Source organism: Clostridium aciditolerans (assembly GCF_016316925.1).
Lineage (GTDB): Bacteria > Bacillota > Clostridia > Clostridiales > Clostridiaceae > Clostridium_AM > Clostridium_AM aciditolerans.
In genome coordinates this window covers 1-13,366 of sequence record NZ_JAEEGB010000014.1, presented here as the reverse complement: position 1 = coordinate 13,366, position 13,366 = coordinate 1, and the positions used below count along the sequence as shown (strand labels likewise).

The window sequence follows — 13,366 nt, the reverse complement described above, 5'->3', positions numbered from 1 at the left end:
GCCTAAATAACCATTTCGTTGTATATATTTCTTCTTCTTCCCTTAAAATCCTCTATTTCTATTATTGGCGCTTGTGTTGCCGCTTGCTTTCTTCGAACAATTTTTGCTGGTATTCCCACAGCTGTACAATCTGATGGCATATCTTCTAAAACAACAGAGTTAGCTCCTATTTTTACATTATCTCCAATTATTATAGGCCCTAAAACCTTTGTTCCACATCCTATTATAACATTGTTTCCTACAGTAGGATGTCTTTTCCCTTTATCTTTTCCCGTACCACCTAAAGTTACTCCATGATAAAGTGTTACGTTATCCCCGATTTCTGCTGTTTCTCCTATGACCACTCCCATACCGTGATCAATAAAGAGTCCTTTACCTATTGTAGCTCCTGGGTGTATTTCTATTCCTGTAAAGAATCTGGATAGTTGCGATATTAATCTTGCTGTAAAGAAAAATTTCTTTTTATAGAAAAAGTGAGATATTCTATGATGAATTTGTGCATGGATACAAGGATAAAAAAGAAATACTTCTAATGGATTTCTTGCCGCTGGATCATTCTTCATAGCACTTTTTATATCATAAACTAGTGATTTAAATGGATTTCTCATCTCTCTATACCTCTCTAATTAATATTAGTCATATAATCCCATAGATAAATATTTTTCTCCACCGTCTGGTGCTACAGTTACAACTTTTTTCCCTTTTCCTAGTTGTTTTGCTACCTTCACTGCTGCAGCTAAATTAGCACCTGAAGATATTCCTACTAGTACGCCTTCTTCTTTTCCCATAAGTCTTGCATATTCAAAAGCATCTTCATCAGTTATAGTCATAACCTCATCTACTATTTCTTTATTATATATATCTGGTATAAAACCAGCTCCTATTCCCTGTATTTTGTGAGCTCCAGCCTGTCCGCCTGATATAACCGGAGATTTTGCAGGTTCTACTGCTACAACCTTTATATTGCCATTATGCTGTTTAAGTTTTTTACCAACACCTGCTATAGTTCCCCCTGTCCCAACACCTGCTACAAATGCATCAAATTCATTTAAATCCTTAATAATTTCATCTGCTGTAGTTTCATAATGTTTCTCTGGGTTTGCTTCATTTATAAATTGCTGTGGTATATAGTATCCTTCTTTACCTTCTGCTATTTCTACTGCCTTTTCTATAGCACCTTTCATTCCCTTTATACCTTCTGTTAATACAAGTTTTGCTCCATAAGCCTTCATCATGTTTCTTCTTTCTATACTCATTGTATCCGGCATTATAATTATTACTTTATATCCCTTTAACTTTCCTATCATAGCAAGTGCTATTCCTGTGTTTCCACTTGTAGGTTCAACTATGGTATATCCTGGTTTTATAATTCCTTCTCTCTCGGCCTTTTCTATCATGCCTAACGCAGCCCTATCTTTAATGCTTCCACCAGGATTAAACTTTTCTAGCTTTACATAAATATCAGCCATGTCTTCTCCTACTATATTACTTAGCTTAAATAAAGGTGTATTACCTATCATGTCAATAACATTATTAAATATCATTTTAAATTCCTCCCTTTTTTGTTTAAAAATTACATCAATTTATTGAAAAGTTTTCCTAATTTGAGTGTATTACTATTTTAAATATCAAAAAACTCCGTCTCTATATATAATAGAGACGGAGTTAAATCCGCGGTTCCACTCTACTTAAGTCTTCAATTAAAGACCTCAGCTTTAGTTCAAGCACAGCGCTATGCTCTACCACTATAACGGGTGGATCCGATACAGCCTACTTAATTCGGTGTATAACTCCAAAGGGCACTTCACTTAAACCTTATTCAGAAACTTCTCAGCATATAGTTCCTTCTCTGTAAAACTTAATTTAAGCTACTTTCCTTTTTCAAAGTATTTCCGAGTATTTTGATACGAATTGTATATCTCTTATTATACAACTATTTTTTCCTTTGTCAATATTTTTTTAAACTTATCTGAATAATTAATTTTTATCAATCTTTAAGCTTCTATTAATATATAAAATGCACATTAACTACAGAATCTATGCTTACCTATTATTTTGATTAATGGTCTTGACCATATCCATGCGCTTGTAGCTGTTGCCGGATTAAAGTAGTAAATAGCGCCGCCTGATGGATCCCATCCATTTAAAGCGTCTTGTGCAGCATTTATAGAACTTTGAACCATGTTTGCATTTATCTGACCATCGACTATAGCAGTAAATGCTCCTGGTTGATATATAACCCCAGCTATGGATGAAGGAAATTTTGGATCCCTTGTTCTATTTAACACCACTGCGCCAACAGCTACCTGCCCTTCATATGGTTCTCCTCTTGCCTCTCCATTAATAAGCCTTGCTAAGAGCATTAAGTCCTGATTGCTTGTAGCTGTACTATTATTGTTACCAGAAGCAGCAGCTTCGAGTCCTGCAACATTAATTCCAATAGCATTAAGTGTATTATTACCTGCAATTCCATCTACAGCTAAGCCATTTTTAGCTTGAAAATTTTTTACTGCAGTAAAAGTTAGATAGCCGTATATTCCATCTACACCTCCAGTATAATATCCCCAATCTCTAAGCCTACTTTGTATTTGTGAAACTACATCTCCTCTTGACCCATAATAGTAGGCTATTGCTTTAACTGCACTTGTGTAAGGAATCATACAAATTGAAGTAGTAATGTATGTAAATATAACGATAAGGACACAAGCTATTTCCTTTTTGAATTTCATAATTTTTTTAGACATACATAGGCTCACTCCTTGCTATAAACTAAATATTTAATAAAGCTAGTAATATCGGTATATTTTAGGTCTTACGATATAATTTAGTTTATACACAAAGTTATAAAAAATACATTTTTAAGCTAAAAGAAAGGTTGTAAAGATTACCCAAAACAACAAATAAAAAAGCCCTAGTCAAAAACTATGGCTTTTTTATCTGAAATTATATAAAATTTGCACCGAAAGCTAAAATCGTAAGCATAATTATTAACAAAACGGTTCCTTTAGCTATGAGATTTTGAACTGTTGTATTAACATAGCTGCCCATAACTTCAACATCATTTACAAGTATTATCATGAATATTAGCACTACAGGACATAATACACCTGCCAGCTGCTGAGTGACCAGAATTATATTAATTAATGATACATTTGGTATAAGTATAATTATTGCACTTACTAAAATCATAAATAAAAATAATCCAAAGAATACAGGTGCTTCCTTTATTTTGTTGTCTAATCCACTTTCAAAGCCAAAGGCTTCACATACAGCATAAGCAGTACATAAAGGTATAACGCAGCATGCTAAAAACGATGCTCCGAAGAGCCCTACTGCAAATAATAAAAATGAATAATTTCCTGCGAGTGGTCCTAGTGCTGATGCCGCATCTTGTGCTGTATCTATACTTATGCCAGCTTTATATAGTGTTTCAGCAGTACAAACTGTTATGACTAAAGCAGTTAATATAGCCCAGATCGTTCCAAGATATACATCAGCTTTTTCATATTTGTACTCTTTAATAGATATACCTTTATCTACAACTGAAGATTGTAAATAAAATTGCATATAAGGAGTTATTGTTGTACCTACCATTCCTATGAGAACTAAAAAATAATTTTTATCAAACTTTGCTTGTGGTTTCACTATACTTACAAAAACATGACTCCAATTTGGTTTTACAAGAAAAGCTGTTATAAAATAACCAAAGAATGTGATTGTTAAAAACAAAAATATTTTTTCTGCCTTTGAATAATTTCCTCTTGTTAATATAAACCAAATAAGTGCTGTGAGTATTGGTATAGAAATATATTTGCTTATATGAAATAACTCTAAGCTGGCAGCTATACCGGCAAAATCACCTATGCATACACCGAGATTTGCTACAAGAAGTACAAGCATAGCAAAAAAAGCCCATTTAACACCAAATCTTTCTCTTATAAGGTCCGAAAGACCTTTACCTGTGACAACTGCCATTCTTGCATTCATCTCTTGAACTACTGCAAGTCCTATAGCTATAGCAAACATTCCCCATAACATTGAATATCCATAATGAGCACCAACAACGGAGTAGGTAGTAACTCCACCGGCATCATTTCCCGCATTAGCTGTTATAATTCCTGGGCCAATTATACTTAATATCATTAGAAATCTATTTTTACTCTTCATGTTTATCTACCTCTTTCTATCCTACCTTTTTAAATCTTCTTCTCCATGTTGGAATTAGTATGTCTTCCACTATGTCACTCATGATTACTACACCACATAGTTTCTGATGACTATTTATTACTGGAAGAGAAAGAAGGTCGTATTTAACACAAAGCTCTATAGCTTCATCTATATTTTCATGGTCTTCTATTTTAGTTATATCACCAAGCATTATTTCCTTTAACTTTTCCTGTGGTTTAGATAATATTAGGCTTTTTAATGGAACTACACCTTGAAGCCTTTCCTGTTCATCGGTAATATATATATAATGAGAAACTTCATCATCTGGATTAATCTCTCTTAGAAGCTCAATGGTTTCTTCAACAGTTATGTTTATATTGAAGGATATAAAATCCTTATTCATTATACTTCCAACCGCTTCTTCACTATATCTCATTAAAGACCTTACTTCGTCAGCATCCTCTTTTTCCATGCTGAGAAGAATATCCTCTGCTGTTTCTTCATCTATCTCCTCTAAAATATCTGCAATTTCATCGTTAGGCATATTATCTAGAACTTCATCTCTTTTAGATTGACTTAAGTTTTCCAATATATCAGCTTGGATGTCTGGCTCAATTTCCTCTAAAGTATCCGCAGCAAGATCTCGTTCAAGACTCTCAAATACTCTTTTCCTATAGTTTATATCCATATCCTCTAAAATATCCGCTAAATCTGCAGGATGCAATTTCGAAAGCTTTTTGTAGGTTACAGATAGTTTCAAATTATTATTCACCATCTCAAGTGATTCAACGTTATCCCATACTATTAAACTATCAGATGGTTTTTTATCAAACATCTTGTAACAGCTTTTAACTAAACCCTCTAATCCAAGTCTTCTTCCAAGAGCAAGTACACCTGAGTCAACAGCTACTACTCTATACTCTCCCGCTATTTCTGCAATTCTTAGATCATTAACTCTTACAAGCTTTTTCCCATTTATATCAACAATTTGTCTGTCTAATAAATGTTTCGATAAAAGATAAGAGTACTTTTGAAGAATGATTTCTCTTATTCCTTCACCTTTAATACGTATTCTGTCATCGTCCTCATAAAAGGAAATACGTTTAAATTCACAATTAAAAATTTCGCCGTCTTTCTTTACCATATAGCCTATAGCTCTTGGGAGTCCATCCTCAGTAGTTACATAAATATCGCATAATTTGCCTACGGGTTCATTAAACTCATCATAGATTTTTTTGTAAAGAACCTTACTTAAGAAGAAATTAGATAGCTTTTTCATAAATATTCCTCCCTCCATACACAGAGGAATATTTACAAAACTGATAAGGAATTTATAGAAATGCCTAAATGTTAGAAGTAAATTTCTTTATCGGTTAATGTAAATGTTCCTCTGTATATTCAATATTAAATTTTGTTTTGACCTAAATCGACCACTATAAGGGCCAACCTCCATTTAAAAACACCACCTAAAAAATAAAATAAAGGAGCCTATAAAAATTATAGGCTCCATGCAAACTAAAACTTTATAGTACGAGTTTTAGCACTATATAGCTTTGAACTTAAATCGTTCAGCTACATTAAGTAAAACCTTGATTCGGTAATACCTGTTGACCCATTGGCATCTCTCGATGTTTCCGGGCAGTAGCGTGTATCTATATAGGAGCCTCACCTAACATAAGTAAAATATATCTTTTATTATTAACTTTCTTTCATTATTTATTATAGTACAAATTCCTTAAAATGCAACCATAAATATAAAATTTATTTAAATTCGCCCGTTATATTATATTATTTTTATTTTTTTCAATATTACTAGTATTCATGCAAGATTTTGGCTATTTTCTTAATTTTCATCAAAATCTTTTATTGTAATTTTTGTAAATTTATTCAAAGCATTTTATTTAATTTAACTATTATTCTAAATTATTTATTCATATTTTTTTATCGTTGTGTTAATATATTAATGATTTTTATGTACTGTAAATTACTGTTTTTCATTTACTGAAACTCATGATATAAAAATATACAAAGCATTATTTTTAGAGGACAGAGGACAATTGACAGAGGACAATGAAGGAGGATTTTTCTACGTTACACTACGAAAAATCTTTAACTTATACTATTACTATAAGTCAATGTTTCGCCTTAGAAAAACAAGTATTAAAAATAAATTTGTTTTCCGACGTAAGGAAGAAAACTTACCTTCATTGTCCTCTGTCCTCTGTCCTCTAAAAATTTTGGATACAAAATTTTAAAAGAACGGAGAATATCAATGATACTAAATAATAAATTTTTACCTGTAAGTAAAAATGATTTAAAAGCAAGAGGCATAGATCAATTGGATTTTATTATAGTTACAGGCGATGCCTACGTGGATCACCCTTCCTTTGGTACTGCCATAATATCTAGAGTACTTGAAAATGAAGGTTTTACTGTAGGCATAATTGCCCAACCTAACTGGAATAACGCAGATGACTTTAAAAAACTCGGCAAACCTAAATTAGGCTTTTTAGTTAATTCAGGCAATATTGACTCCATGGTGAATCACTATACTGTAGCTAGAAAAAAGCGACATGATGATTTATATTCGCCTGGTGGTGAATCAGGCCATAGACCAGATAGAGCTGTTATTGTATACTCTAACAGAGTTAGAGAAGCTTATAAGGATGTCCCAGTTATACTCGGTGGAATAGAAGCTAGTTTAAGAAGATTTGCTCACTATGATTATTGGGATAATAAAGTAAGACGAAGTATCCTTTTGGATTCTAAAGCAGATCTTTTAATATATGGTATGGGCGAAAAAACTGTAGTACAGATAGCTAACCTTTTGAAATATGGAATGTCTATTCAAAAAGTTACTGATGTAAGAGGAACTGTATATCTTTCTAATAGCTTATCTCAATTAAGAGACTTTGTAGAGGTTCCTTCCTTTGAAGAAGTTTCTACAAATAAAAATGCTTATGCAGAAAGCTATAAACTAGAATATTTTGAACAAGATGCTATTAGAGGTAAAACTGTAGTTCAAAAGCATTCCGATAAATATATCATTCAAAATCCTCCTCAGTTTTCACTAACAGAAGAAGAAATGGACGTAGTTTATAATTTACCTTACACCAGAAATTATCATCCTATGTATGAGGCTAAAGGTGGAATTCCTGCTATAAAAGAAGTTAAATTCTCTATAACAAGTCATAGAGGCTGCTTTGGCGGTTGTTCATTCTGTGCTCTTACTTTTCATCAGGGAAGGACAATTCAAAACAGAAGCCAAAAGTCTATTATAGATGAAGCTACCCTTTTAACATCCTTGGATGATTTTAAAGGATATATACATGACGTAGGGGGCCCTACTGCAAACTTTAGACATAAAGCTTGCAAAATCCAGGAAACTGCTGGGGTATGCAAAAACAGACAGTGTCTATCACCGACACCTTGTAAAAACCTTATAGTAGATCACAAGGAATATTTAAGCTTACTAAGACAAATAAGAAAAATACCTGGAATTAAAAAGGTATTTATTCGCTCCGGAATACGATATGATTACCTTGTCTACGATAAAAATACGGATTTTTTCGAAGAGCTTTGTAAACATCATATAAGCGGCCAACTTAAAGTTGCTCCAGAACATATAAGTGATAAGGTTCTTAAACAGATGGGTAAGCCTAAAAAAGAAGTTTATGATAAATTTTCTAAGAAATACTTTGAAATAAACAAAAAAGTAAAAAAGAATCAATTTCTTGTTCCTTATCTCATGTCAAGTCATCCTGGCAGTGATTTAAATGCAGCTGTAGAGCTTGCTCAGTATATTAAGAGCATGGGATATACTCCAGAACAAGTGCAAGATTTTTATCCTACACCTGGAAGTTTGTCCACTACTATATATTACACGGGCATACATCCTCTAACTGGTGAAAAGGTATATGTGCCACGAGAACAAAAAGAAAAAAATATGCAAAGAGCTCTAATGCAATTCACTGTACTTGAGAATCATAGGCTTGTAAAGGAAGCTTTAATTAAGGCTGGTCGTGAAGACTTAATTGGAACAGACAAGAAGTGCTTAATTTCTTCAGCACCACACAAACCAAGGTATTCCAAAAATAAAACACAAAAAACTGAGTCTAAAAACCAAAGAAATACATCAAAAAAGTTTAAAAGATAGTTATAGGTAAATAAACTACAGTTTGTAATATAAAAAAATGGGTCGCATTTTTTAGAGGACAGAGGACAATTGACAGAGGACAATGAAGGAGGATTTTTCTACGTTACACTACGAAAAATCTTAAATTTATACTATAAGTCGATGTTTCGCTTTAGCGAAACGAGCTTAAAAATATAATAGTTTTCTGACGTAAGGAAGAAAACTCACCTTCACTGTCCTCTGTCCTCTGTCCTCTGTCAATTGTCCTCTATAAAACGCTTCTCGTTTTTTTCCTCACTTTACTTAATGCATATACTATAGTTATAGACCACAGCATGTCCCCTATCACATTTTCAGATAAGATTCTTATACCTATAATCCATAATATAAATTCAATTATCGTTATAAGAGCTGCAAAGATTATCATACTAATTCCTAATTTATTTATATTTTTATTACTGGATAAAGCTATAGTTAGAAACAGTATTATAGTATTTAAGATTACGTAAATCCAGTATAGATATAAATCTTTTGTTAAAGTTATAGTATATCCATAAATTTCATTTGTTTGTACTAATGCTGGGCACTTATATATCATTGTTCCATATAACCCAGCCAATATGGCCGCTATTATAAATATATAGGAAAAATTTATATTGTCTTTTCTTATAAAAATATAAAGTGCAATTAGCGCTAATAATGGCATACTTATAAAGTTCAAAAAGAAAATTGGCTTAAGTAAATAAAGATGCTTTATATTATGAGACAAGGATAAAATAAGCAATGAAATATCCCTTAAAAGTATTGTCGCAATTACAATAATAGCAGCAGCTTTAATTTTATTAGGCGAAAATTTACTTATGTATACTGCTTCTATCATAAGGATAAATATAATAAATACTATAAGAATATAACCGTAAAAACTTAACATAGTCCCCTCACCTTATATTGATACTACTTATATTTATTACTGAAATTTATTTAATATTACTATTTTACATGGATAATAAAAAAAAGATGCTTGCTAGCATCTTAATTCTTAGCGATTACTCCAAGAACCTCGAGACCTTCCTTTATACACTCTATAACAAGTGGAAAGTCTGGGCCTCTTTCACCATCAATATCAGTTACAATATCTTCATAACACTCTACTTCTATTTTATTGGCTTTAAAATACACAAGCCCTGCTGCATCTTCTAAGTGGTCACCTCTTAGCATTTTTATAAATAGAGCTATCATATCTTTTATCATTCCGGCCTTAATTATGATTACATCAAGCATTCCATCGTCAACTTCAGCTTTATATGCAAACTTTAAATTACCTGCAGTCTGTCCATTAAATACTAACATTAGATACATATGTCCATCAAAATAGGCATTCTCAGATTTTACTTTTATTTTTAATTTTCTAAAGCTTGGAAGTTGTTCTATTCCTTTTACATAATAAGCTAGTTTACCCATGGTGTTTTTTAGGTTTACATCCGTTTTTTGGGATACATCTGTAAAAAGACCTGTACTAGCAACATTTATAAAATACTTATCATTTATTTTGCCTATATCAAGCTTTTTCGGAACACTATTTAATATTTGCTCACAAGCAGCTTCTACATCCTCAGGAATACCTATGAATTTAGCAAAGTCATTGGCTGTACCTACAGGAAGTATCGCTATAGGAAGATCTATACCTAGCGTTTTCATGTGGTTTACGGCGGTATCTATAGTGCCATCTCCACCTGCAACTAGTATATATTTATAGGTTTCATCTAACCCTTCAAAGGCCTTACTCATATCAAATTCAAAGCTAATCCTATAAGGTACCACTTCGTAACCATACTTCTGATGTATCATAATAACCCTATCAATATCAGTTATTATAGTGTTTTCACCAGAATATGGATTGTAAATAAATCTTACCTTATCCATATATAACTCTCCTAATCTAGAATAAAATTTACCTCCATATGTAAATTTCACTACTATATTATAACACTTTATATAACAAATCCACAAGATTCATAAAAACTCTTGTGGATTTATTTATAACTATTAAGTTCTAAAACTCAGGTGTACTTGGTTCTGATATACTACTTAATGCCTGCTCTGCCTCTTCATTCAATTTAGGGCTCACAGCTATATCACCTAAGGATACCATTCCTACTAAGTTTTCACTATCTACTATAGGAAGTCTTCTTATTTGTCTTTCACTCATTACCCTAGAAGCATCTTGAATATCCATATCTGGTGTTCCTGTTACAGGATTTGATGACATTATTTCTCTTACACTTTGACTCTTTGAATCCTCTCCTGCTGCTACAGATCTTAAAGCTATGTCTCTATCAGTAATTATTCCTATAACTTTATCTCCTTCACACACAGGTACTGCACCTATATTATGTTCTTTCATAAGTTCAGCTGCTCTTTCTACCGAGTCTGTTGAGTTCAAACTAACTACTGCCCCTGTCATTATATCCTTTACCTTCATTGCCAATACTCCTCCTTTAAACTTGATTACTAGGAGTATTATTCCCTTAATAGAACAGTTATTATTCGTTAATTTTTTTACCTTTTAACGCTTTATGTGCATAAATAGCAACTCCCGCTACAACTATTATTAATATAATAGGAGCCGCAAACTTAATAGAAAGTGGATGCTCCAAATTTTTTCCCATAAATGAATAGGAGACCATCTCTGGAAATACTCCAATCATAGTTCCTAATATAAAATCCCTGTATTTCATCTTAGTAAGGCCTGCTGCATAACTCAGTGGATCATATGGAAAAACGAAGGTCAGTCTCATTATAGCCATAATTTTTAATCCATGTTTTTCAATATTAGAATCCAAAGTCATAGCTTTACCCTTCAATAGCTTGTCAACAAAAGACCTACCTAAAAATTTAGCCAAGAAGAAAGCTAATGTCCCAGAAAGAAAGCAACCTGTCATACTTAACATAAGTGCTTTATAAGGTCCAAAAATGTTACCGGCAATAACTGATAACGGCCAAACTGGTATAAATAGAACTATAGGTTTTAATGTATATAATATTAAAAAAATAACTGATGAAAAACTACCGTAACTTAAAATATATCTTTTAATTTTGCCTAATCTTAAATGTGAGAGTCTTTTACCATATCTAATCATAATATATAAAAATACTGCACCAAAAATTATAGCAACTAACCACTTTAACCACTTTATTTTATCTTTTTTCATATGTCACTCAACTTTCTATACTTTTTCTTATAACACAGCAAGTCTATTTTAACAAAAAATTTATAATTTTTCCATAAAAAAAGCATAATACCTACTTAAATAATTTTCTAAAATGAGTTATAATATGCTTATGATATTCTATATTTTTTACACATTTATGTACTTATATAATAATAATTATTACTAGGAGTGATTTTAATGGCTAAAATAGCTAGAAGCGCTGTACCTAATGTTTTTACATTTGCTAATTTAGGATGCGGTGTTATGTCTTTAATGATGACTTTTCAAGAAAATTATAAGTGGGCAGCTATCTTTATTTTACTTGCATGCCTAGCTGACAGGTATGATGGAAGAGTAGCTAGATTTTTAAATGTATCTAGTGACTTAGGAAAGGAACTGGATTCTCTTGCAGATTTAGTCTCCTTTGGAGTAGCTCCATCTATTCTTGCATTTAACGTTTACGGATTCTCAAACTTAGGACTTTTAGGATATCTGCTAGTTATGTTATTCCCTATAGCTGGGGCTTATAGATTAGCTAGATTTAACGTTACTCAATTTGATGGAGAATTCTTCGGTATTCCTATAACTTTTGCAGGTATGTTTATGGCTCTATATTGTTTTATTACTATGAATTACCTTGCTCCTCAAGGAGTAACTGTAATTATACTAATTGCTTTATCTTATCTTATGGTTTGCAAACATAGATTTAAGAAGTTTTAAAAAATAGGTGTGATTATTCACACCTATTCTTTTTTATCATTTTTTAATTCTAGCTCATTATCTATTTCAGTTTGAATATATTGGGCTTGAATCTGATATTCCATGATTTGAGACTTTATTTTGCAGTAATCCATGTATATATAGCTAGATTTGTCTAGAACATCTATTAGGTCATCTATTACCTCTCCTAATTCATTCACTCTTTTTAGAGCATGTTTAACATCTTTTTTATGTGCTAAAGCAATACCGTTCAATTCTCCAGCCCCACCAATTAAAAGTCTATACGCGTTAACAAGTTTATTTAGTAAATCTGCTACATTATTTATATCAGTATAATATTCTTCAACTAACTTTCTATGCGGCATGTTTATCACCTTATAATCTTGATATCATATTTATTTATATTATTATTCTTATAAATTCATACCACATAGTAATAAGCCAAGGTAACTATTATATAAATAGCTATTAAAATCGCACCTTCAAACCAATAGGTTTTACCATCTTGAAAAACTATAAAAGCCATAACTATTGCAATTAAGGCCATTATTATTTGAAAACCAGTGAAGAGCAAAGTCATTTCCACTCCTATAAAGTAAGCAAGTACCATTAAAATAGGTGTAACAAAAAGAGCAATTTGAATACTTGAACCTATAGCAATTTCCAAGCTTAAGTTCACCTTATTCTTTGTTGCACATACAATAGCTGAAAAGTTTTCACCAGCGTTTCCTAGTATAGGTATTAATATTATACCTAGAAATTCTTGTGAAAGCTTATAGTTTTCTACCGTTTCTTTTATATTATATATTAACTTTTCGCTTATGAAGTACAATATAATGGATATTATAATTAATTCAAGAATTATTCTCATATATTTTTTATTTTTAATAGACCTATTTTCAAAGCTTTGCTCACTTACAATAAACAAATTGCTATGAGTATAAAGAGAAAATATAAGTCCCAGCACATATACAATTACTAATACAACAGCAACCTTTATGCTTATCGTTGTAAGTACAACATTTGATAGCGATTCATTATATTCTTTTAGAGATGCAACTATTATAATGGTAGACATAGCCAAAAGAAGCATGCTAAAGTTTGTTCTCGCAACTATCCTATTAAATTTTTG

Annotated in this window: 12 protein-coding genes, 1 pseudogene, 1 riboswitch and 1 other annotated feature; of the genes and pseudogenes, 2 read left to right on the top strand and 11 right to left on the bottom strand. The window is 31.8% G+C overall.

The genetic code is table 11. From position 1 onward, the window contains the following. Positions 1 to 2: 2 nt before the first annotated feature. The 5 genes from epsC to I6U51_RS12445 form a co-directional block, all read right to left on the bottom strand. On the bottom strand, positions 3 to 608 hold the full coding sequence (epsC, locus tag I6U51_RS12465; protein ID WP_211142947.1) for a serine O-acetyltransferase EpsC: 606 nt from the start codon (positions 606 to 608) through the stop codon (positions 3 to 5). A 24-nt stretch (positions 609 to 632) separates the two neighbouring features. After that, complete coding sequence (cysK, locus tag I6U51_RS12460; RefSeq protein WP_211142946.1) at positions 633 to 1,544, bottom strand: cysteine synthase A; 912 nt, start codon at positions 1,542 to 1,544, stop codon at positions 633 to 635. A gap of 108 nt (positions 1,545 to 1,652) precedes the next feature. Further along, positions 1,653 to 1,894, bottom strand: a binding site (T-box leader). Between the two features lie 130 nt (positions 1,895 to 2,024). After that, the gene (gene sleB / locus I6U51_RS12455) at positions 2,025 to 2,744 is read right to left on the bottom strand and encodes a spore cortex-lytic enzyme (RefSeq protein WP_211142945.1); all 720 of its coding nucleotides are present in this window, start codon (positions 2,742 to 2,744) and stop codon (positions 2,025 to 2,027) included. A gap of 199 nt (positions 2,745 to 2,943) precedes the next feature. Then, positions 2,944 to 4,167, bottom strand: coding sequence for an NRAMP family divalent metal transporter (locus tag I6U51_RS12450; RefSeq protein ID WP_211142944.1), 1,224 nt, complete (start codon positions 4,165 to 4,167; stop codon positions 2,944 to 2,946). A gap of 16 nt (positions 4,168 to 4,183) precedes the next feature. Beyond that, positions 4,184 to 5,446: a magnesium transporter gene (locus I6U51_RS12445; RefSeq protein WP_211142943.1), complete on the bottom strand. Its 1,263-nt coding sequence runs from the start codon at positions 5,444 to 5,446 to the stop codon at positions 4,184 to 4,186. A 237-nt stretch (positions 5,447 to 5,683) separates the two neighbouring features. Further along, positions 5,684 to 5,851: riboswitch (M-box (ykoK) riboswitch) on the bottom strand. A gap of 591 nt (positions 5,852 to 6,442) precedes the next feature. On the opposite strand from I6U51_RS12445, the gene I6U51_RS12440 reads away from it, so the two are divergent. Beyond that, positions 6,443 to 8,323, top strand: coding sequence for a YgiQ family radical SAM protein (locus tag I6U51_RS12440; protein WP_211143111.1), 1,881 nt, complete (start codon positions 6,443 to 6,445; stop codon positions 8,321 to 8,323). Positions 8,324 to 8,570: 247 nt separating this feature from the next. Here the strand turns inward: I6U51_RS12440 and I6U51_RS12435 are convergent, their stop codons facing one another. From I6U51_RS12435 to I6U51_RS12420, 4 genes are all read right to left on the bottom strand, one after another. Then, on the bottom strand, positions 8,571 to 9,233 hold the full coding sequence (locus I6U51_RS12435; RefSeq protein WP_211142942.1) for a hypothetical protein: 663 nt from the start codon (positions 9,231 to 9,233) through the stop codon (positions 8,571 to 8,573). A 101-nt stretch (positions 9,234 to 9,334) separates the two neighbouring features. Continuing rightward, positions 9,335 to 10,225, bottom strand: a complete 891-nt coding sequence (locus tag I6U51_RS12430) for a YegS/Rv2252/BmrU family lipid kinase (RefSeq protein WP_211142941.1) — start codon at positions 10,223 to 10,225, stop codon at positions 9,335 to 9,337. 130 nt (positions 10,226 to 10,355) lie between these two features. Next, positions 10,356 to 10,784, bottom strand: a complete 429-nt coding sequence (locus I6U51_RS12425) for a CBS domain-containing protein (RefSeq protein ID WP_211142940.1) — start codon at positions 10,782 to 10,784, stop codon at positions 10,356 to 10,358. Between the two features lie 61 nt (positions 10,785 to 10,845). Next, positions 10,846 to 11,514 (bottom strand): TVP38/TMEM64 family protein, encoded by a 669-nt coding sequence (locus I6U51_RS12420; RefSeq protein ID WP_211142939.1) that lies wholly within the window; start codon positions 11,512 to 11,514, stop codon positions 10,846 to 10,848. Positions 11,515 to 11,712: 198 nt separating this feature from the next. On the opposite strand from I6U51_RS12420, the gene pssA reads away from it, so the two are divergent. After that, on the top strand, positions 11,713 to 12,234 hold the full coding sequence (pssA, locus tag I6U51_RS12415; RefSeq protein WP_211142938.1) for a CDP-diacylglycerol--serine O-phosphatidyltransferase: 522 nt from the start codon (positions 11,713 to 11,715) through the stop codon (positions 12,232 to 12,234). A gap of 23 nt (positions 12,235 to 12,257) precedes the next feature. Here pssA and I6U51_RS12410 read toward each other — a convergent pair whose 3' ends face one another. Then, positions 12,258 to 12,599, bottom strand: a complete 342-nt coding sequence (locus I6U51_RS12410) for a hypothetical protein (RefSeq protein WP_211142937.1) — start codon at positions 12,597 to 12,599, stop codon at positions 12,258 to 12,260. 56 nt (positions 12,600 to 12,655) lie between these two features. Further along, a pseudogene (locus I6U51_RS12405) lies at positions 12,656 to 13,366 on the bottom strand (calcium/proton exchanger); the annotation flags it as partial.